Here is a 20,658-nt window from a genome sequence, read left to right on the forward strand (position 1 = left end):
CCTTGTCCGGCTGCCTCGCGAAAGTCAGACGGCGGTGACAGCCGTTTTGACCAGCGGAATCATCATCTGCTGGGTCATCTTCACCGGGCCGGTGTAGTTGACGAGCACGGGCACGCCCTTGACGATTTCGGCCGTGGCGAGCGTCGCGGTCTTCTGCTCGTCGACGTAGTACACGGCGCCGTTGGGGAAGCCCGGCACATCGACGGCGCCCGGCTTGGCCTTCTTGATGGCCGCGACCATCGCGGCCGGGTCGGCCTGGCGGCCCTCGTAGCGGGTCACGGCCAGCGCGCCGGCCTGCTTGTCGCCGACGAGGTACTCGCAGCTCGTGGCCTTGCCGCCATTGCCGGCGTTCTCCTGGTTCGGGCCGACCTTCGAGGTGACGCCGGGGATCTTGATGGCGTTGCCGACCTCACTGGCCGACAGCAGCGAGCACGTCGAACCCGGCGGCGCGGGCTTCGTGGCGGACGGTTGCGGCGGAGCGGCCTGCTGCTCACCCGAGGAGCAGGCGGTGAGCGCGGCGGCGGTGAGCAACAGGGCGACCGGGTAAACACGCATGCCCGGCATGTTAGGCCGTTTGGACTAGTCCCCCGCGACCGGTTCGGCGCCCGCCGCCGCGACCGGCTCCGGCCGGGCCCCTCCGCTGGGCGCGCGGTAGCGCCAGAACGCGGGCAGCACCAGCATCGACGCGAGCACCAAAACGATCACCAGCAGCCCCCCGCCCGTCGCGGCGGCCTCGGTGCCCCATTCGGCGCCGGCCCAGCCGTGCGTCAGGTCGGCCAGCCGCGGACCGCCGGCGACGACGACCGTGAACACGCCCTGGAGGCGGCCGCGCATCTCGTCGGTGGTGGCGGTCTGGAGGATGGCCTGGCGGTAGACGGAGCTGACCATGTCGGCGCCGCCGGCCAGCGCCATGAAGATCACGGCGAGCCACAGCGAGTGCGCGAGCCCGAACGCGGCGATCGCCGCGCCCCACAGGCAGATGGAGACCACGACGGCCACGCCCTGGCGCGAAACGCGGTGCAGCCAGCCCGAGAACAGGCCGATCAGCATCGCGCCGGCCGGGAGCGCCGCGTAGAGCAGGCCCAGCGCCGGACCGCCGCCCGGCGGGTCGCCGAACGTGCGCTCGGCCATCTCGGGAATCAGCGCGCGCGGCATGCCGGCGACCATCGCGATGATGTCGGCGACGAACGACGCCAGCAGCACCTTCTGCGTGGCCAGGTAGCGGAACCCGTCGACGACGTCGCCGAACCCGGCGCGCCGCGACGGCCCGTTCAGCGGCGGGATCGGCGGCAGCCGCCACACGGCGATGAGCGTGATCATCAACGCGCACACGTCGACGAGGTACAGCGTCGACAGCCCGATCACGGGGATCAGCGCCCCACCGAACAGCGGCCCGAACACCGCACCGAACGTCGACATCGTCGTGTTCAGCGCGTTGGCCGACGGCAGCAGCTCGGGCGGCACCAGCCGCGCCACGACGGCGCCACGCGTCGGCATGTTGATCGCGAAAAACGCCTGGTTGGCCGCCAGCAACACGAGCACCAGCGTCACGGAGTGAAAATTCGCGAAGGCCTGCAACCACAGCAGCGCCGACGACACCGCCACCCCGATGTTCGTGACCAGCAGCAACTTCCGCCGGTCGACCGCATCGGCGATCGCCCCGCCCCACAACCCGAACACCAGCAGCGGCACCAGCGCGACCGCCCCGGTCAGCCCCACGTACCCGGACGACCCGGTCAGGTCGAACACCTGCTTCGGCACCGCCACGGCCGTCAGCTGCGACCCGACCGCGGTCACCGCCGTCGACACCCACAACCGCCGAAACGCCGGAATCTTCAACGGGCGCGTATCGACCACAATGCGCCCGAGGACTCCACGCGCCCCGCGACGGGGGCGCGACGACCCCGGATCAGAACTCACGACTCACTATCTTAGCCGCGCTAACTATCTCCCCGCGGGTGATTTTGATCGCCGCCCGTTTTGTCTTTTCCACCACACAACCGCCGGCCGACAACGCACCCCACCCACGCACCCAGCCCCGCCCCTGCACCTCGATCCCCGCGCCCTTCACAATCAAAGATCGGGGTGCGCCCCCACCAAGCTCAAAACCGCAAGCAATCCACGACCAGCACCCAGCGGACACCCACCCAACAGCAGATCAGGGAGCCAACCTCTCCACCTGCCACCCATCATCCGTCCGCCTGAACCTCAACCGGTCATGCATCCGGTCCTCCCGCCCCTGCCAGAACTCGACAAAGTCAGGCCGGATCCGCCACCCACCCCAATGCGGCGGCGCCGGAATCCGCTCCACGTCCTCGAACCGCCGCTCGATCCCCCGCAGCGCGTTGTCCAACGCCCGCCGGCCGTCCACGATCCGCGACTGCGGCGAAGCCCAGGCCCCCAGCTGCGATCCCCGCGGCCGCTGCGCCCAATACGCAGCCGTCTCCGCGGAGCCCACCTTCTCGACCTCCCCGCGCACCGTCACCTGCCGCTGCAGCGAGTACCAGGGGAAGGTCGCCGACGCGTACCGCGTGGCCGTGAGGTCGTGGCTCTTCGCCGACGTGTAGTTCGTGTAGAACACCACGCCCCGCTCATCCAGCCCCTTGCACAGGACCGTGCGCGACGAGGGGTGGCCCTCGTGGTCCGCGGTGGCGAGAACCATCGCGTTGGGTTCGGCGACGCCCTCGGAGATCGCCTGGCTCAGCCAGTTCTGCAGCTGCTCGGTCCAGGTGGCCGCGAGCGCCGTCTCGTCGAACGGGGCGCCGTCGTAGGCCACCCGCATGCCGGGCAGCCGGACCACCGCGTCGGCTACGTCGGCCACCTCGTCGGTCTCCGGCATCATGGGCCCCAACCTCCGTACCCCTGGTGAGGGTGTCGACTCATCGGTATCCGCCGACGGTATTGGGTCCTCAGCTGCGGCGAAACCCACCGAACGGTGACTCCTGCCACCCTCTGGTGCTCACCAGGCCGTAACCACAAGACCCCGAACCGTAACCCCCGGGTTACCTTGCGGACCCTGATCGATAAAGGCGCGGCCTAGCGTCTGGCCTCCCCACCGTCTGGAGGCAGGCCTTGACCGACACCCTGTCCGAAACCGGCGAAGGCACCACGAAGCCGCAGCGGACGTACACAGCTCTCGCCGCCAACGAGAACCGCGAGGACTACTCGCTCCGGTTCGCCGCCCACTCGTTCCGCCGCTGGTCCCCGCTCGTGGTCGCGACCACCGCGCTCGGCGGCATCGCCTACCTCGCCGACTTCGCGATCGGCGCCAGCATCGTGCTCTCCTACGGCTTCACGTCCGGCGTGCTGGCGATCCTCGCCGCGGCCGTCGTGATCTTCGTGACGGGTGTCCCCATCGCGCGCGCCTGCGCAACGTACGGCGTGGACATGGACCTGCTCACCCGCGGAGCCGGCTTCGGCTACTTCGGGTCGACGCTCACGTCACTGGTCTACGCCAGCTTCACCGTCATCTTCTTCTCGCTCGAAGGCTCGATCATGGGCCAGGCCTTCGAGCTGGCGCTCGGCATCCCGCTGCCGATCGGCTACCTGCTCGCGACGCTGATCGTGCTGCCCTTCGCCCTGTACGGCATGGGCGCGGTCGCGAAGATGCAGACGTGGACGCAGCCGCTGTGGATCGCGGGCCTGGTGCTGCCGTTCGTGGTGGTGCTGGTGCGCGAGCCGGGCCGCTTCGCCGACTTCGCGTCCTTCGGCGGCACCGAGGGCGCGGGCGCCGGGTTCTCGGCTGTCGGGTTCGGGTTCGGCATGGGCGTGGCGCTGTCGTTGATCGGGCAGATCGGCGAGCAAGCCGACTACCTGCGGTTCATGCCGGAGAAGACGGCGGAGAACAAGCGTTCTTGGTGGGCCGCCGTGCTCGCCGCCGGCCCGGGCTGGGTCGTTCTCGGCGCGGCGAAGCAGATCGGCGGCGCGCTGCTCGCGTTCCTCGCGCTCGGCGCGGTGGGCAAGGCGGCCGCGCTCGAGCCGATCGCGCCGTACCTGGCGGCAGTGAAGCCCGCGCTGGGACCAGTGGCGCTCACGTTCGCGGCCCTGTTCGTGGTCGTGTCGCAGATCAAGATCAACACCACCAACGCGTACTCGGGCTCGCTGTCGTTCGCCAACTTCTTCTCGCGCGTGCTGCACAAGCACCCCGGCCGCGCGTGGTACGTGCTGGTCAACTGCGGGATCGCGCTGGCGCTCATGGAGTTCGGCGCGTTCGCGTTCCTCAACAAGATCCTGGGTTTCTATTCGAACGTCGCGATCGCGTGGATCGGCGCCGTGTGCGCGGACCTGGTGATCGCGAAACCGCTGGGCCTCTCGCCGCGCTACATCGAGTTCAAGCGCGCGTACCTGCACAAGGTCAACCCCGTGGGCTTCGGCTCGATGCTCGTCGCCTCGGCCGTGTCGATCGTGGCCTACTTCGGCGCGTTCGGTCCGGTGCTCGCGGCGTTCAGCCCGCTGCTGGCGCTGGTGATCGCCGTGGTGCTGGTGCCGACGCTGGCCGTCGCGACGAAGGGGAAGTACTACCTGGCGCGGCCCAACACCGTGTCCGGCCCCGGCGTCGAGGCCGACCCGCGCGCCACGCACACGTGCTCGGTGTGCGGCGACGCCTACGAGCTGCCCGACATCGCCGACTGCGCCAAGCAGGGCGCGGCGATCTGCTCGCTGTGCTGCACGCTCGACAGCACCTGCCACGACCTGTGCCGCACCACGGGGCCGGTCGACCTGCCGCTGCCCACGCCCAGGCCGGCCTGACCCCGCACCGAGGTCGGGGACGTCAGGGCCGGGTGATCGCCGCGAGCATCAGCGCCCGCAGCTCGGCACCGACGTCCTCGACCGGCAGCGGTGGTTCGTGCGCCTGCCATTCGCGCAGCAGACCCGTGGCGGCTCCGACGAGCGCGATCGCGGTGAGGCGGTAGTCGCGGTTGGGCGCGACGCCGGCCTCGGCCGCGCGGCGCGCCTCCGTCTCGATGAAGGTGGCCCAGCGGTCCACCCACACCTGGTGCTGCTCCTCGAGCTCCGGACTCACGCCCACGGCCTCGACGTAGTTCAGCCGCGGCATGCGCGGGTCGATGGTCACGGTGGCGACGAAGACGTCGAGCAGCTTCGCGATGCGCGTCATCGCGTCGGCGTCCCTGACCTCCTCCAGCGCGGCGGAGACGTGTGTGAGGGCGAGCGAGTTGATCCGGTCGTGCAAGGTCCGCAGCACTTCTTCCTTGCTGCCGAACTCCTCGTAGAAATTCCGGGTGGACACCCCGGCACGAGTACACAACTGGGTGATCTTCGCCTGCCGGAAGCCCGTCGAGGTGAACAGCTCCAGTGCGGCCGTCAGCAGCCGCTCCCGGCGCTCGGCGCGTCTCTGCTCCGGCGGGACGCCACCGTAGGTACGGGCCACCGGCCCTCCTTCCCGCCGCGCGCCGCCCAGGGGCGACACCGGCGTCCATCTTGTGAAAATCCCAATTACCGATCAAACGGACGCGGGAGCGCTCGAAAATTGATTCCGGTAATCGCGGTGGCCACTCCGCCGAGCACTCGCGAAACGCGGCCCACGCGCACGGTCCGGCGGCCGGTCGCGCCGTCGAACCGCGGCGATCACGGTATCGAGCAGCGGAACACCGGCTCGCGCAGGCCCCACCCCAGGCGATCACCGAATGCTAAGTCGTTGCCACGCCTGGGAATCGTCCCTGCACCTCGCGCTTGAACGCTGTTCTGCACCGGTGCGTCACGGCGGCACGCGCCGTTCTGTGGTCCGGCGTGCGCGAGGGCGCGCGGACACCGCCGCGCGCTCGGTACCGACGTGGACTGGCAGGGCTTCCCCTCGCTGGAACACCGCGTCGGCGTTCCTGGTCGACGTGCGCTGGCAAGGCACGAAGTTTTAGCAGCCCAAGCGTTTCAAGGCAACAGCCTCGAGGCAACCACCGCGTCTTCGGCCAGCGCCGTGGTGAGCGTGACCCCGGCGGCCGGCGAGGTGCGCGCCCACCAGTCGCCTGAAGCCGTGGGACGCGCGGGAAAACCCACTTCGAGGTCCGTCACGAGCACCCGCTTCCCCGCCAGCACGGCCAGTCCGGCGTCCAGTGCCGGGTCGCCGATCGTCTGCGTCTGGCGCAGCAGCGGAATTCCGTCGCGAACCACGTGCGTGGTCGTGGTGAGCAGGCCGGGCCGTTCACCCGCGCGGCCCAGTACCAGGACCTCCCGGGTGTGGAAACGGGAATTTTCCCCGAGGGTCGCGCGCAGCACCGCCGTGTGGTCCGCGCGGGCGGTCACGACCGTCGGCTCGGGCAGGTACGCGAGCTCACCACCGTCGGCCACCTCGATGTCCACAGTGGACGAACTGCGGCCACCGGACGGCCCCGGCAACGCGAGCGTCGCCGCCACCCCGGACAGCCGCAGCACCGCGCCGGGCCCGACGCGGACGTCGAGCTGCAGCTCGTCACCACCCAGCGGCGCGGTGGCGGAGCTGACGAGGTGCACCACGGCTTCCCGCCCGGTGCGGCGGCGCGGGAACAACGTCAGCGGCGCCATCGAGCGCAGCTCGCGCAGCACCGTCCGGCCGTCCTCGAAGCACGCGACCACCCGCGCGTGGGCCTTCACCCCGCGCGCACCGGCAGCACCGATCGCACCCACTGCGCGACGTCGGGCGCGTCCGGCGTGTCCACGAGCGATTGGGCGATGACCGGCAGCTCGCCGCGCATGCGGTGCGCGTCGGACGTCATCACGCCGAGGTCCGCCCCGACGAGGTGGGCGATGTCGATCTTGTTGATCACCAGCAGGTCGGCCGTCGTCACGCCGGGGCCGCCCTTGCGCGGCACCTTGTCGCCGCCGGCGACGTCGACCACGAACACCTGGCTGTCGGCGAGGCCGCGGCTGAACACGGCGGTGAGGTTGTCGCCGCCGCTTTCGATGATGACCAGGTCCAGGGCCGGGAAGCGCTCCTCGAGCTGCTCGACGGCGTCGAGATTGGCGGTGATGTCGTCGCGGATCGCGGTGTGCGGGCATGCACCGGTCTGCACGGCCGCGATGCGTTCGGGCGCGAGCACGCCGGCCCTGCGCAGGAAATCGGCGTCTTCGGTGGTGTAGATGTCGTTGGTGACCACGGCGAGGTTGAGCTCGCCGCCCAGCGCGCGGCACAGCGCCGCGGTGAGCGCCGTCTTGCCGCTGCCGACGGGGCCGCCGATGCCGATGCGGTAGGCGCGCCCGGCGGTCGGGGCGGGGGCGTAGTGGTCCGGTTCGGTCTTCGTCGGATCGAAGCTGACCGGGTGGACGTGACCGTGGCCATGACCGTGGTGATGGTCGTGTTCAGCTGGCAAAGAGACGCACCTCTTCCTCGTGATGCCGGGCGTGGGCCTCGGCGAACAGGTCCAGCGCGGGCGAGCCCGGCGCGGGCAGGTCCACCGGGTCCAGCCCGGCGACGTCGGCGGCGGCTCCGGCCACGGCGCGCACCTCGGCGCCGAGCCGCGCGATCACGGCGTTGACGGCGAACGGGTCGAGCCCCAGCAGCCGCACGGCCGCGCTCGCCGGCCCGCTCACGGCCAGGTACGCCACGGCGGACGCGGCCTCGGCAGGCTCGCCACCGGCGATGCCCACCAGCGCCCCGCAGACGATCGGGTGGTGCGGCCGCGGCGTCTCGGCCAGCAGTGCGGTCAGCACCGGCGACGGCCACGCGACGGCCCCGGCCCGCGCGGTGCCACGGCCCTGGGCCCGCGACGCCACACGCTGGGCGGGCGAGGGCGTCCGCGCGTCGAGCTCCTGATCGAGCCGCCGCCAGTGTCCACTGTGGACGCCGCGGCCGGCGGCGTGGGCCGAGGCCGCGGCGAACGCGGCCGACAGCGCGCCCGCCGTGCGCAGGCGGCTGAGCAGGAAACCCGGCAGGTCGGCCTCGGTCGTCACGAGCCCGCGGCTCACGGCCTCCTCCAGGCCGCCGGAGTGCACGTGGCCGCCCCCGGGGAAACGGGAGTCGGCGAGGATCAGCGCGGAGAGGTCCATCAGAACAAGAAGTACCGTTGGGCCATCGGCAGCTCCGTCACCGGCGTCGGCTCGATCAGCTCGCCGTCCACGCGCACGGCGAAGCTGTCGGGCTCCACGCGCACGTCCGGGGTCGCGTCGTTGAGCACCATGTCGGCCTTGGTCCGCGCCCGCGTGTTCGCGACGGCGACCAGCGGCCGGTTGATGCCGAACGTCTCCGCGAGCCCCGAATCGAGGGCCTCCGGCGCCACGAAGTGGAGGCTCGACGCGGCGGCCACGCGCGGCACGGCGCCGAACATCGGCCGCGCGAGCACCGGCTGCGGAGTGGGGATCGACGCGTTGGCGTCGCCCATCGCCGCCCACGCCGGGAAGCCGCCCTTGAGCACCACGTGCGGGCGCACGCCGAAGAACTTCGGTTCCCACAGCACGAGGTCCGCGAGCTTGCCGACCTCCACCGAGCCGATCTCGGCGTCGATGCCGTGGGCGATGGCGGGGTTGATCGTGTACTTGGCGACATATCGACGCGCGCGCAGGTTGTCGGCCGCGCCGTCGCCGGGCAGGGCGCCGCGGCGGCGTTTCATCACGTGCGCCGTCTGCCAGGTCCGGATGATCACCTCGCCGATGCGGCCCATCGCCTGCGAGTCGGAGCTCATCATCGAGATTGCGCCCAGGTCGTGCAGCACGTCCTCGGCGGCGATGGTGCTGGGCCGGATCCGGCTCTCGGCGAACGCGAGGTCCTCGGGCACCGACGGGTTGAGGTGGTGGCAGACCACCAGCATGTCGAGGTGCTCGTCGAGCGTGTTCACGGTGTGCGGGCGCGTGGGGTTGGTCGAGGACGGCAGGATGTGCGCCAGCGAGACGACCTGGATGATGTCCGGCGCGTGCCCGCCGCCGGCGCCTTCGGTGTGGTAGGCGTTGATCGAGCGGCCGCGGATCGCCTCCACAGTGGACTCGAGGAAGCCGGCCTCGTTCAGCGTGTCGGTGTGGATGGCCACCTGCACGCCGGACTCGTCGGCCACGGTGAGGCACGCGTCGATGGCGGCGGGCGTGCTGCCCCAGTCCTCGTGCAGCTTGAACCCGCCGGCGCCGGCGGCCAGCTGCTCGCGCAGGGCCTCGTGCCGGACGGTGTTCCCCTTGCCCAGCAGCAGGACGTTGACCGGGTAACCGTCCATTGCGGACAGCATGCGGCTGAGGTTCCACGCGCCGGGTGTGACGGTGGTGGCCTTGGTGCCCTCGTTCGGCCCGGTGCCGCCGCCCACGAGCGTGGTCAGGCCTGCGGCGAGCGCGGTGTCCACGAGCTGCGGGCAGACGAAGTGCACGTGGCAGTCGATGCCGCCCGCGGTGAGGATCTTCCCGTTGCCCGACAGCACTTCCGTGGCCGGGCCGATCACCAGCGCGGGGTCGACGCCGTCCATCGTGTCGGGGTTGCCGGCCTTGCCGATGCCGACGATCCGCCCGTCGCGCACGCCGACGTCGGCCTTCACCACGCCCCAGTGGTCGAGGATCACGGCACCGGTGATGACCAGGTCGGGGGCGCCCTCCGCGCGCGTGGCCATGCCCTGGCCCATCGACTCGCGGATGACCTTGCCGCCGCCGAACAGCACCTCGTCACCGGAGCCCGACGGGCCCATCGACCGGTCTTCGGTCACCTCGATGAGCAGATCCGTGTCGGCCAGCCGGATCCGATCACCGGTGGTGGGGCCGAACAATTCCGCGTAACGCTCACGATCGATCTGCGGCATTCTCAGAACTCCCCGGCATATTCGGTGCGCAGCCCCGGCACCCGCCGGTCTCCGCGCAGCGGAACGAGATCGACTTCCCGCTCGACCCCGGGCTCGAACCGCACCGACGTCCCGGCCGGCACGTCGAGCCGGTGCCCTCGCGCGGCCTCGCGGTCGAACTCGAGCCCCGGGTTCACCGCCGCGAAGTGGTAGTGCGAACCGACCTGCACGGGCCGGTCACCGAGGTTGCGCACGAGCAGCCGCACGCGCTCCCGTCCGGGGTTCAGCTCCACCGGCTCGTCGCCGGGGATGATCTCGCCTGGCCGCACTCGGGTCTCCTAGACGATCGGGTCGTGCACGGTGACGAGCTTCGTCCCGTCCGGAAAAGTGGCCTCCACCTGCACGGAGTCGACCATTTCGGGCACTCCGGAGAGCACCTGCGCACGTGAGAGCACCTTGCGGCCGCTCGCGGCGAGCTCGCTCACGGAAAGCCCGTCCCGCGCGCCCTCGAGCACGTGGTCGGTGATCAGCGCGACGGCCTCGGGGTAGTTGAGCAGCACGCCGCGCTCCAGACGGCGGCGCGCGACATCGGCGGCGACGTGGACCAGCAGCTTGTCGCGTTCCTGTGGGCTCAGGTGCATGCGACAGGTTGTATCACCGGGCTCGCCGCGACACCGGGTTCGGAAACACAGGATTTACCTGGGGTACACCGGGTGTACTCGGGCTCGGTCACAGCCCGTTGCCGAAGAACTTGCCGTGACACGCCTTCCTGGACTGAATCGTTCTCGGAATCGTGACCGAAACCACCACATCTTTCATTGCTCACGGCTCGGCAGAGGAGCAAGGTTTGTCCAACCGTGCGATGAGGCGCGCCGAGGTTGCGTGTATCCCGTCAGCGCGAGTGGTCAGACAAAGCCGGGGAAATGCGCATCGAAAGGTTCGCGAAGTGACTACCTCCACCATCAAGCAGACGAACTCCGACCAGGCCGACGACGGCTTCCGCCCCGGCCTCGAAGGCGTGGTGGCGTTCCGCACCGAAATCGCCGAACCCGACCGGGACGGCGGCGCGCTGCGGTACCGCGGTGTCGACATCGAGGACCTCGCCGGCAAGGTGACCTTCGGGGACGTGTGGGGCCTGCTCGTCGACGGCCGGTTCGGCAACGGGCTTCCGCCCGCCGAGCCGTTCCCGCTTCCCGTGCACACGGGCGACGTACGCGTGGACGTGCAGGCGGCGCTGCCGATGCTCGCGCCGATCTGGGGTTTCGAACCGCTGCTCGACATCACCGACGAGCAGGCCCGCGACCAGCTCGCGCGCGCGTCGGTGATGGCGCTGTCCTACATCGCACAGTCGGCGCGCGGCATCTCACAGCCGGCCGTGCCGGAGTCGAAGGTCGACGAGGCCTCGACGATCACCGAGCGCTTCATGGTCCGCTGGCGCGGCGAGCCGGACCCGGCCCACGTGAAGGCGCTCGACGCCTACTGGGTCTCCGCCGCCGAGCACGGCCTCAACGCGTCGACCTTCACCGCGCGCGTGATCGCGTCGACGGGCGCCGACGTGGCCGCCGCGCTCTCGGGTGCCATCGGCGCGATGTCGGGCCCGCTGCACGGCGGCGCGCCCGCGCGCGTGCTGCCGATGATCGAAGAGGTCGAGCGGACCGGTGACGCCGTCGGTCTGGTCAAGGGCATCCTCGACCGCAAGGAACGCCTGATGGGCTTCGGCCACCGCGTGTACCGCGCGGAGGACCCGCGCGCCCGCGTGCTGCGCCGCACCTGCCAGGAGCTCGGCTCCGAGCGCTACGAAGTCGCCGCGGCGCTGGAGCAGGCCGCGCTGACCGAGCTGCGCGAGCGCCGCCCGGATCACCCGATCGAGACCAACGTCGAGTTCTGGGCCGCCGTGATCCTGGACTTCGCGCAGGTGCCGCCGGCCATGATGCCGTCGATGTTCTCCTCCGCCCGCACCGCGGGCTGGGCGGCGCACATCCTGGAGCAGAAGCGGACCGGCCGGCTCGTGCGTCCGTCGGCGAAGTACGTGGGCCCGGGCCCGCGCAAGCCGGAGGACATCGAGGGCTGGGAAACCGTCACCAAGCACTGACCGAAGCACCCCAATGTGGCGTTCGGTGCGCCCAGCGCACCCAATGCGGCGTTCGGTGCGTTGAATCGGGCCTGGGCGCGTAGCGCCTCCGTTGAGGGTGGTGGCGGGGGCATGGATGGAGCAACCAACGCCACATCGGGGTGGTCGGGTCAGGCGCGCGAGGTGGCCGGGTCGTGGGCGGCGGTCGTGGCGAGCATGGCCGTGAGCTGGTCGACGAGCCAGCCGTCGAGGAGCTCGCGGGGCACGTTGCGGTCCTGCAGCCACGACAGCAGCGCGCCCTCCACCACGGCCGTCCAGCACCGCAGCGTGAGCAGCACCAGCGGCGACGGCGCGGTGAGGCCCAGCGCGTCGAGGATCAGCTCCACGGACCGGTTGCGCACCTCGTCGATGGCCGCGTCCGTCTCCGACGTCGCGATCACCGAACCGCTGCGCAGCAAGGCGACGTAGCCCGCGCGGTAGTGATCGGCCACGTCGATCAGCCCCCGCACAGCCGTGCGCAGCCGGTCCTGCGGCGGCCCCTGCTCCAGGTGCGCCAATCCGTCGACGAGACCGTCGGTGACCGTGCGCAGTGCTTCGACCTGCAGCTCGCGCAGGCTCGGGAAGTAGCGGTAGAACAGCGGCCGCGACACCTCGGCGCGCGCGACGATGTCATCCACCGTCACCAGCTCCGGCGCGCGGCTGCCGAACAGGTCCAGCGCGGCGGCGATCAGGTCGTCGCGCCGGGCCTGCGGGGTCATCCGGCGCGGGCGGCTCACGGGGTGACGTCCAGCTTCGCCGCCGCGCGCAGCAGGCCGGGCGTCAGCCGCGAGAGAACCAGCGCGACCTTCGCCTCCGGCGTCGACGGCTGGATCGCACGGTCGCGCTCGACGGCCCGCAGGATGTCGCGCGCCACCTTCTCCGGGCCGAAGCCGCGCCGCGCGTAGAGCTTCGTCGACGCCTTCTGCCGCCGCGCTTCCTCCTCCGGCGCGACGCCGACGAATCGCGTGGTGCTGGTGATGTTGGTGTTGACCAGACCCGGGCAGATCGCCGTGACGCCGATGCCCTCGCCCGCCAGCTCCGCGCGCAGCCCGGCGCTCAGCGCGAGCACCGCGGCTTTCGTCGTGCCGTACGCCGTGAGGACCTTCGACGGCAGGTACGCGGCGGCCGAGGCGAGGTTCACGATCTGCCCGCCCTCGGCGCGCTCGACCATCATCGGCGCGAACGCGCGGCACCCGTGGATCACGCCCCACAGGTTCACGTCCACGACCTTCTCCCAGTCGGCCAGCGAGGTGTCGAGGAACGGCCCCGACATGCCGATGCCCGCGTTGTTCACCACGATGTCGGGCACGCCGAACTCCGCGCGCACCTGCTCGGCGAACCGGGCCACGGCATCGCCGTCGGCAGCGTCCACTGTGTACTTACCGGCCTCGGCACCCTTGTCCCGCACCAGCTTCGCCGTCTCGGCAGCCGCGGTCGGGTCCAGGTCGGTGACCACCACGGCGGCCCCCTCGTCGGCGAACGCCAGCGCGGTCGCCCGCCCGATCCCGCTGCCGGCCCCGGTCACGACCACGAGCCGGTTCGGGAACCGGCCGTGCTCGGCACCGCCGACGCGAGCGCGCTTCAGCGCCCGGCTCTCCTCGCCGCCTTCGACGTGGTCGATCAGCTCGGCGGTCGCGGCGGCGACGACACCGGGATTGCTGCGGGTGATCCAGTGCGAGCCGACGAGCCGGCGCACCCGCAGATCCGGCACCCAGCGCTCGATCTCCGTCTGCAGCGGAGTGGTCACGTAGGCGTCGCCGGTCGGCGCGAGCACCTGCACCGGCACGTCGGCGGTCCGCGGCACCGGCCGCGAAAGACGCGAGCCGATGTTCGCGCGGTAGAGCTGCAGCCCGTGCAGGCCGTCGACGGTCGAGGGCGTGGCTTCGGCCGGCTCCAGCCGGCGCATGAGCGCGCGCATCAGCCCGGTGCGCCAGAACAGTTCCGGCACGAGCGGGAGCTGGAACAGCAGGATGTAGTACGAGTGCAGGAATTGCCTCAGCGCACGCGGCAGACCCGACGGCCGCCGCAGCTGCGTGCGGAACCACGCACCGGCGTGGTCGAGGCTCGGGCCGGAGATCGACGTGTACGACGCGATCCGCCCGCGCAGCTCGTCGCCGGTGACCGCGTGCCAGGTCTGGATCGAACCCCAGTCGTGGGCGAGCAGGTGGACCTTGCCGGTCGGCTGCACGGTGTCGACGACCGCCGCGAGGTCCGAGGCGAGCTGGTCGAGGCGGTACGCGCTGCGCGCCTTCGGCTTGTCGGACCCACCCGCGCCGCGCACGTCGTAGACCACGACGCGGTGGCGGCGGCCGAGCTCGGCGGCCACGCCGTCCCACATCGAGCCGTTGTCGGGGTAGCCGTGGACGAGCACGACCGTGGGCCCGTCCTCGGCGCCGGTCACGCGGACCGAGAGGCGGACACCGTCACTGGCGGTCACCTGCTTGTGAGACACACTGTCATGTTAGACAACTTGTCAACAAGGCGGTTCACCTCGGCGGCGGTTGCCGTCTGCCAGGTGTTCGCGCACGGGGTGATTTTCGGGGTTCACAACGGCGTTTTCGCTGGTTCCACGGGAAACACCGGCTCGTGTCCACCGTTCGGTGGACAGCCGGATTCCACTGCCCGGACGTCCCGTGGCGACGGTGCGTGGCCGCAGGATTGAGCCATGACCACAGCAGTGAGGGTGCGCGGACTGCGCAAGGAGTACCCCGGCCACGTCGCCGTGGGTGGACTCGACCTCGACATCCACCACGGCGAGGTGTTCGCGCTCCTCGGGCCCAACGGCGCGGGCAAGACCACCACCGTCGAGATCCTCGAAGGACACCGGCAGCGCACGGACGGCGAAGCCGCCGTGCTCGGCGAAGACCCCGGCAAAGCCGGCCGCGAGTGGCGCTCCCGGCTCGGCATCGTGCTCCAGACCGCGACGGACGCGGCCGAGTTGACCGTCACGGAAACCGTGCGGCACTTCGCGAAGTACTACCCCAACCCGCGAGACCCGGAGGCGGTGATCGACCAGGTCGGCCTCACGGAAAAGGCCGGCGCCCGCGTGAAGTCGCTTTCGGGCGGGCAGCGCCGCCGCGTCGACGTGGCGCTCGGCATCATCGGCCGGCCCGAACTGCTCTTCCTCGACGAGCCCACCACGGGGTTCGACCCCGAGGCGCGGCGGCAGTTCTGGGGCCTGATCGAAGGTCTCGCCGAGGAGGGCACCACGATCCTGCTGACCTCGCACTACCTCGACGAGGTGGAGGCGCTGGCCGACCGGCTCGTGGTGATCGCCGACGGCAGCGTGGTCGCCCAGGGGACTCCCGAAACTCTCGGGGGGCGCGGCCAGGCCGAGGCGATCGTGCGGTGGAGCGACGAAACCGGGGAGCACGAGGAACGCACCGCGTACCCGACGAAACTCGTCACGCAGCTGTCCGGTGGGGCGAGGGAGCTCACCGGCCTCACCGTGACGCGCCCCAGCCTGGAGGACATCTACCTTGAACTGATCGGGGAGAACCTGTGACCACCGCCGTCAACGCGCCGGCCCTGCCGGGCACCTTCACTCTCGGCGCCGCCCGCGGCAGCTTCGAGCTGCGGCAGTTCTTCCGCAACAAGGAGCAGGTGGTCTTCACCTTCTCCCTGCCCGCGGTGCTGATGATCCTGCTGGGGTCCATTCTGGACGGTCCGACCGGCCAGGCCGGGGTGTCGTCCGGCCAGTTGCTCGCCGCGAGCATGATCGGCGCCGGCATCGTGTCGACGTCGTTCAACAGCGTCGGCATCGGGATCGCCGCCGACCGCGAGGTGGGCGCGCTCAAGCGCCTGCGCGGCACGCCGATGCCGGCCGCGTCGTACTTCATCGGCAAGATGATCATGGTGCTCGTCACGAGCGTCGCCCAGACGGTGATCATGGCCGCGGTCGCGATGCTCCTGTTCGGGCTGAAGCTGCCCGCCGACGGCGAGAAGTGGGCCACGCTGGTGTGGGTGATGCTGCTGGGCGTGATCTCCTCGACGCTGCTCGGCATCTCGATCAGCTCGCTCACCCGCACCGCCAACGGCACGGTCGCCGTGGTGCAATTGGTCTACCTGGTGCTGCAGTTCATCTCGGGGGTGTTCGTCACGCCGATCACGCACCTGCCGAAGATCATGGTCGACATCGCGTCGTTCTTCCCGCTGAAATGGATCTGCCAGGGTTTCCGGTCGGTGTTCCTGCCGGAGGCGGCCGCGAGTCAGGAGATGGCGGGGACATGGGAACTTCCGACGGTGGCGCTGGTGCTGGGCGCCTGGTGCGTGGCTGGGCTCGTGCTCGCGAGGCTCACGTTCCGGTGGACGAACGAGCCCCGGTGACCTCGCTCGACGACGCGTGGGAGCGCTCGTTCTGGGTCTGGGAGGTGCTGTTCGCGGTCGTCTACGTGGCGACCGCCCTCCTGGTGTTCTTCGACGACGTCTCCCTCGCCGAGATGGTGGTCGCGGAGACGGCGCTCGCGGCGTTGCTCATCGGCTACTTCGCGGCGGGGCGCCGGATCGTGCGCACTGACGACAACCCCGTGCCCCGCACCGTCGCGACGGGCGTGCTGGTGGTGCTCGTCGCGACGGCGATCTTCTCCGACACCACCGCCTCGTTCATCCTGTTCATGGCGTGCCCGATGCTGTTCATGCTGCAGGAGATCCGGCCGGGCATCGTGCTCACGACGGTGCTGATCCTGCTGGACCCGGTGGCCGCCGTCGTCCGGGGCGGGTGGGAGAACCCGAGCCTGCCGATCCTGCTGCCGATGACCGCGATCCTCGTGGTGTTCAGCGTGCTGGCCGGCAAGTTCACCACCGACGTCATCAAGCAGAGCGCCGCGCGGGCCGAGCTCATCCGGCAGCTGGAAGACAGCCAGGCCGAGGTCTCGCGGCTCTCGCGCGAAGCCGGTACCGCGGCCGAACGCGAGCGCCTGGCCCGCGAAATCCACGACACACTGGCGCAAGGCTTCACCAGCATCGTCACGCTCACGCAGGCCATCGAGTCCGAACTGGACACCGACGTCGGGGCGGCCCGCCGGCACTTGGCGCTGGCGTCGGCCACGGCCCGCGAGAACCTCGCCGAGGCCCGCGCGATGGTGGCGGCGCTCGCGCCTTCGGACCTCACGGCCGGCACGCTGACCGACGCGGTGCGCCGCGCGGCCGAGCGCCTCGCCGACGAGGCCGGCCTGCACGTCGAGTACGAAGTGGACGATCCCCTGCCGCCGCTGGCCACGGCCACCGAGGTCGTGCTGCTGCGCGGCGCGCAGGAGGCGCTGGCCAACGTCCGCAAGCACGCGGGCGCGGAGTCGGTGCTGGTGCGGCTGTCCGCTGTGGACGGAACGATACGGTTGCGCGTGCGCGACGACGGCTGCGGCTTCTCCCCCGAAGCGCCCACCGGGGGCTTCGGGCTGCGCGGGATGCGTTCACGCGTGGAGCAGGTGGGCGGCCGGCTGAGCCTGCGCGGCGGCACGGACGGCGGGACCGAACTGGAGCTGGAGGTGCCCGCGTGATCACGATCATGCTGGTCGACGACCACCCCGTGGTGCGCGAAGGCCTGCGCGGGATGCTCGAGGCGGAGGCCGACCTGACCGTGGTCGGCGAAGCCGGCTCGGGCCACGAGGCCATCGCGCTCGACCGCGTGAAACAGCCCGACGTCGTGCTGATGGACCTACGCATGCCGGGTCTCGACGGCGTCGGCGCGATCCGCGGCATCCTCAAGGAGACGCCGAAGCGGCGGATCGTCGTGCTCACCACGTACGAGACCGACGCCGACATCCTGCGGGCCGTCGAAGCGGGCGCGGCGGGGTATCTGCTCAAGGACGCGTCCCGCGCCGAGCTGGCGGGCGCGATCCGGGCGGCGGCGCGCGGCGAGACGGTGCTGGCGCCGTCGGTGGCGGGCAAGCTCGTGAACCGCGTGCGGAACCCGGAACCCGCCTCACCCCTGTCGGCGCGCGAGGTCGAGGTGCTGCGGCTCGTCGCGAAGGGACTGACGAACGCCGAAATCGGGCGCTCGCTGCACATCGGCGAAGCGACGGTCAAAACGCACCTGCTGCGCGTGTTCGGCAAGCTCGGCGTGTCCGACCGCACCGCCGCCGTGACCACGGCGCTGGACCGGCAGCTGCTGGGCTGAGCCGCGCGGGGCAGAATGGCCGGCATGCTCGCTTCCACCGAACTCGCCCTGTACCGCCGGCTCGCGCGGGAGCAGGCGTCCTCCCGCACGCCGTCCCTCGTCGCCGCCGTGGTGCGCGACGGGAACCTCGTGTGGTCCGGCGCGCGCGGCCGCGTCGGATCCGCGCGCCCCGACGACGACACGCAGTACCGCCTCGGCTCGATCACCAAGACGCTGATCGCCACGGCCGTGCTGCGCATGCGTGACGAGGGCCGGCTCGAGCTCACCGACCCGATCGAGAAGCACCTGCCCGGCACCGCGTTCGCCACGGCGACGGTGGCGCAGCTGCTCTCGCACACCTCCGGCCTCACGTCGGAATCGCCGGGCCGGTGGTGGGAGCGCACGCCGGGCGCCGACTGGGCCGCGCTCGTGGCGAGCCTCGACAAGGACGCGACGAAACTGCGCCCCGGCTTCAAGTTCCACTACTCCAACGTCGGCTTCGGCGTGCTGGGCGAGCTCGTGGCCCGCCAGCGCGAAAAGCCGTGGTTCGACGTCGTGCGCGAGGAGATCCTGACGCCACTGGGCATGACCCGCACGACACCGCACCCCGAGGGCGCGCACGCCGAGGGCTTCGCCGTGCACCCGTTCGCCGACGTCCTGCTGCCCGAGCCCTCGCCCGACGCCGGCGCGATGGCCCCGGCCGGCCAGCTCTGGTCCACGGTCAAGGACCTCGGCCGCTGGACTTCGTTCCTGGGCGGGCACACCGGTGGCGTGCTGAGCGAGGACACCGTGGCCGAGATGCGCACGATGAACACCGTCGACGACACCGAGGTCTGGACCACGGGCTTCGGCCTCGGCGTGATGGTGGTGCGCTACGAAGGCCGCCACCTCGCGGGCCACACCGGCTCGATGCCGGGCTTCCTGGCCGCGTCCCTCGTCGACCCGGCCACCGGCACCGGCGCGCTGTGCCTCACCAACGCGACCGCGGGCGTCGGCATCACCCAGCTCACCCTCGACCTGCTCACGATGACCGACGAGCTGGAGCCCGCGCTGCCCGACGAGTGGGAGCCGTCCACTGTGGACCCGGCGCTGCTCGCGCTCACGGGCCTGTGGCACTGGGGTCCGACGCCGTACCACCTGCGCGTGCTCGGTTCGGACCTCATCTCGCTCGATCCCGCCAACGGCGCCGGGCGCGCGTCCCGGTTCCGTCCCACCGGTCCGGACACGTGGGTCGGCCTCGACGGCTACTACACCGGCGAAACCCTCACCGTCGGCCGCGACGCGTCGGGCACGGCCAACCACCTCGACCTCGCGACGTTCATCTTCACCCGCACCCCGTACGACCCCGCCGCGCCGATTCCGGGCGGTGTCGACGAGAACGGGTGGCGCTGAGCGTTCCGGCCGGGGTGTGTCCCGTTCGCCGGGAGCGGCCGAGGTGTCCGATTCCACATGCCGGACACCTCCCCACCGCATTGAGCAGGCGCATCCCGACCTGAGAGACTGCCCACATGACCGATGCAGCGGAGTTGAGCATCCCCGAAGACCTCAAGCCGGCCGATGGGCGCTTCGGTTGCGGACCGTCCAAGGTCCGTGACGAGCAGCTCGCCAAGCTGGCTGAGTCCGGCCACACCTACCTCGGCACGTCGCACCGCCAGAAGCCGGTGAAGTCGCTGGTCGGGCGCGTGCGCGCGGGGCTGTCCGAGCTGTTCTCCCTGCCGGAGGGCTACGAGGTCATCCTCGGCAACGGCGGCACCACCGCGTTCTGGGACGCCGCCGCGTTCGGGCTCGTGCGCGAGCGCGCGCAGCACTTCACCTACGGCGAGTTCTCCTCGAAGTTCGCGAGCGTCACGAACAAGGCGCCGTTCCTCGCCGACTCGATCATCGTGAAGGCGGACGCGGGCAGCGCGCCCGACATCGCCTACGAAACCGGTGCCGACCTCGTCGGCTGGGCGCACAACGAAACCTCGACCGGGGTCGCGGTACCGGTGCGCCGCCCCGAGGGCAGCGACGGCGCGCTGGTGGCGATCGACGCGACGTCCGGCGCCGGCGGCCTGCCGGTGAAGGCCGAGGACTTCGACGTCTACTACTTCGCGCCGCAGAAGTCCTTCGCGTCCGACGGTGGGCTGTGGATCGCCCTCGCGTCGCCGGCCGCGGTCGAGCGCATCGGCGAGCTCGGCGGCGGTGACCGCTGGATCCCCGAGTTCCTGTCGCTCACCACGGCGCTGGACAACTCGCGCAAGGACCAGACGTACAACACGCCGGCCGTGGCCACGCTCTTCCTGCTCGCCGACCAGATCGAGTGGATGAACGGCCAGGGCGGGCTCGCCTGGACGACCGCGCGCACGCAGGACTCGTCGAACCGGCTGTACGAGTGGGCCGAGAAGACCTCCTACACCACGCCGTTCGTGAAGGACCCGGACCTGCGCTCGCAGGTCGTCGGCACCGTCGACTTCGCCGACGAGGTCGACGCCGCCGCCGTGGCCAAGGTCCTGCGCGCCAACGGCATCGTCGACACCGAGCCGTACCGCAAGCTGGGCCGCAACCAGCTGCGCATCGGCCTGTTCCCGGCCATCGACCCCGACGACATCACGAAGCTCACGAAGAGCATCGAGTACGTCGTCGAGCGGCTGGGCTGAGTTCCCGGTTCGCCGACGGGCCCCTCTCGCTCCGGGAGGGGCCCGTCGTGCGTTGCGCGACGAACACGGAACACCACTCATTCGTGACGGAACGTGGTCGGCGTGTCCCACGGGTTCCCGGTGAGCGGGCCCGGGAGGATG

20 protein-coding genes are annotated in these 20,658 nt (G+C 71.1%); 8 read left to right on the forward strand and 12 right to left on the reverse strand.

Annotation, left to right across the window (positions count from 1 at the left end):
• Window positions 1-24 precede the first annotated feature (24 nt).
• From AB0K15_RS14595 to pdxH, 3 genes are all read right to left on the reverse strand, one after another.
• Window positions 25-555, reverse strand: a complete 531-nt coding sequence (locus AB0K15_RS14595; protein ID WP_364049516.1) for a hypothetical protein — start codon at window positions 553-555, stop codon at window positions 25-27.
• Between the two features lie 24 nt (window positions 556-579).
• Entirely contained in the window at window positions 580-1,920 is a 1,341-nt protein-coding gene (locus tag AB0K15_RS14600; protein WP_364049518.1) for an MFS transporter, read from the reverse strand.
• Between the two features lie 238 nt (window positions 1,921-2,158).
• Window positions 2,159-2,842, reverse strand: a complete 684-nt coding sequence (pdxH, locus tag AB0K15_RS14605) for a pyridoxamine 5'-phosphate oxidase (protein WP_364049520.1) — start codon at window positions 2,840-2,842, stop codon at window positions 2,159-2,161.
• A 230-nt stretch (window positions 2,843-3,072) separates the two neighbouring features.
• Here pdxH and AB0K15_RS14610 point away from each other — a divergent pair, with 230 nt between their 5' ends.
• Window positions 3,073-4,749 (forward strand): hypothetical protein, encoded by a 1,677-nt coding sequence (locus tag AB0K15_RS14610; protein WP_364049522.1) that lies wholly within the window; start codon window positions 3,073-3,075, stop codon window positions 4,747-4,749.
• Window positions 4,750-4,771: 22 nt separating this feature from the next.
• Here the strand turns inward: AB0K15_RS14610 and AB0K15_RS14615 are convergent, their stop codons facing one another.
• The 7 genes from AB0K15_RS14615 to AB0K15_RS14645 form a co-directional block, all read right to left on the reverse strand.
• Complete coding sequence (locus AB0K15_RS14615; RefSeq protein ID WP_364049524.1) at window positions 4,772-5,389, reverse strand: TetR/AcrR family transcriptional regulator; 618 nt, start codon at window positions 5,387-5,389, stop codon at window positions 4,772-4,774.
• Between the two features lie 497 nt (window positions 5,390-5,886).
• Window positions 5,887-6,585, reverse strand: a complete 699-nt coding sequence (locus AB0K15_RS14620; RefSeq protein ID WP_364049526.1) for an urease accessory protein UreD — start codon at window positions 6,583-6,585, stop codon at window positions 5,887-5,889.
• Complete coding sequence (gene ureG, locus AB0K15_RS14625; protein WP_364049528.1) at window positions 6,582-7,301, reverse strand: urease accessory protein UreG; 720 nt, start codon at window positions 7,299-7,301, stop codon at window positions 6,582-6,584. Before ureG ends, AB0K15_RS14620 begins: the two co-directional genes overlap by 4 nt.
• Window positions 7,291-7,977: an urease accessory UreF family protein gene (locus AB0K15_RS14630; RefSeq protein ID WP_364049530.1), complete on the reverse strand. Its 687-nt coding sequence runs from the start codon at window positions 7,975-7,977 to the stop codon at window positions 7,291-7,293. Before AB0K15_RS14630 ends, ureG begins: the two co-directional genes overlap by 11 nt.
• Complete coding sequence (locus AB0K15_RS14635; RefSeq protein ID WP_364049532.1) at window positions 7,977-9,698, reverse strand: urease subunit alpha; 1,722 nt, start codon at window positions 9,696-9,698, stop codon at window positions 7,977-7,979. The genes AB0K15_RS14630 and AB0K15_RS14635 overlap by 1 nt, the downstream gene beginning before the upstream one ends.
• 2 nt (window positions 9,699-9,700) lie before the next feature.
• Window positions 9,701-10,006, reverse strand: a complete 306-nt coding sequence (locus tag AB0K15_RS14640) for an urease subunit beta (protein WP_364049534.1) — start codon at window positions 10,004-10,006, stop codon at window positions 9,701-9,703.
• Between the two features lie 9 nt (window positions 10,007-10,015).
• Window positions 10,016-10,318, reverse strand: a complete 303-nt coding sequence (locus AB0K15_RS14645; RefSeq protein ID WP_364049536.1) for an urease subunit gamma — start codon at window positions 10,316-10,318, stop codon at window positions 10,016-10,018.
• A 305-nt stretch (window positions 10,319-10,623) separates the two neighbouring features.
• Here AB0K15_RS14645 and AB0K15_RS14650 point away from each other — a divergent pair, with 305 nt between their 5' ends.
• Window positions 10,624-11,769: a citrate synthase 2 gene (locus AB0K15_RS14650; protein WP_364049538.1), complete on the forward strand. Its 1,146-nt coding sequence runs from the start codon at window positions 10,624-10,626 to the stop codon at window positions 11,767-11,769.
• Between the two features lie 149 nt (window positions 11,770-11,918).
• Here AB0K15_RS14650 and AB0K15_RS14655 read toward each other — a convergent pair whose 3' ends face one another.
• Together AB0K15_RS14655 and AB0K15_RS14660 are read right to left on the reverse strand one after the other, a co-directional pair.
• Window positions 11,919-12,506 (reverse strand): TetR/AcrR family transcriptional regulator, encoded by a 588-nt coding sequence (locus tag AB0K15_RS14655; RefSeq protein WP_364049942.1) that lies wholly within the window; start codon window positions 12,504-12,506, stop codon window positions 11,919-11,921.
• Between the two features lie 14 nt (window positions 12,507-12,520).
• A complete protein-coding gene (locus AB0K15_RS14660; RefSeq protein ID WP_364049944.1) occupies window positions 12,521-14,224 on the reverse strand; it encodes an SDR family oxidoreductase in 1,704 nt (567 codons plus the stop codon).
• Window positions 14,225-14,452: 228 nt separating this feature from the next.
• On the opposite strand from AB0K15_RS14660, the gene AB0K15_RS14665 reads away from it, so the two are divergent.
• The 6 genes from AB0K15_RS14665 (at window position 14,453) to serC (ending at window position 20,517) form a co-directional block, all read left to right on the forward strand.
• Window positions 14,453-15,292, forward strand: coding sequence for an ABC transporter ATP-binding protein (locus AB0K15_RS14665; RefSeq protein WP_364049540.1), 840 nt, complete (start codon window positions 14,453-14,455; stop codon window positions 15,290-15,292).
• Complete coding sequence (locus AB0K15_RS14670) at window positions 15,289-16,113, forward strand: ABC transporter permease (RefSeq protein ID WP_364049542.1); 825 nt, start codon at window positions 15,289-15,291, stop codon at window positions 16,111-16,113. The genes AB0K15_RS14665 and AB0K15_RS14670 overlap by 4 nt, the downstream gene beginning before the upstream one ends.
• On the forward strand, window positions 16,110-17,282 hold the full coding sequence (locus tag AB0K15_RS14675; protein WP_364049544.1) for a sensor histidine kinase: 1,173 nt from the start codon (window positions 16,110-16,112) through the stop codon (window positions 17,280-17,282). Before AB0K15_RS14670 ends, AB0K15_RS14675 begins: the two co-directional genes overlap by 4 nt.
• On the forward strand, window positions 17,279-17,902 hold the full coding sequence (locus tag AB0K15_RS14680) for a response regulator transcription factor (protein ID WP_220244584.1): 624 nt from the start codon (window positions 17,279-17,281) through the stop codon (window positions 17,900-17,902). The genes AB0K15_RS14675 and AB0K15_RS14680 overlap by 4 nt, the downstream gene beginning before the upstream one ends.
• A gap of 24 nt (window positions 17,903-17,926) precedes the next feature.
• On the forward strand, window positions 17,927-19,273 hold the full coding sequence (locus tag AB0K15_RS14685) for a serine hydrolase domain-containing protein (protein WP_364049546.1): 1,347 nt from the start codon (window positions 17,927-17,929) through the stop codon (window positions 19,271-19,273).
• Between the two features lie 116 nt (window positions 19,274-19,389).
• Entirely contained in the window at window positions 19,390-20,517 is a 1,128-nt protein-coding gene (gene serC, locus AB0K15_RS14690; RefSeq protein WP_364049548.1) for a phosphoserine transaminase, read from the forward strand.
• Window positions 20,518-20,658: the final 141 nt, after the last annotated feature.

Source organism: Amycolatopsis sp. NPDC049253 (assembly GCF_040678995.1).
GTDB lineage: Bacteria > Actinomycetota > Actinomycetes > Mycobacteriales > Pseudonocardiaceae > Amycolatopsis.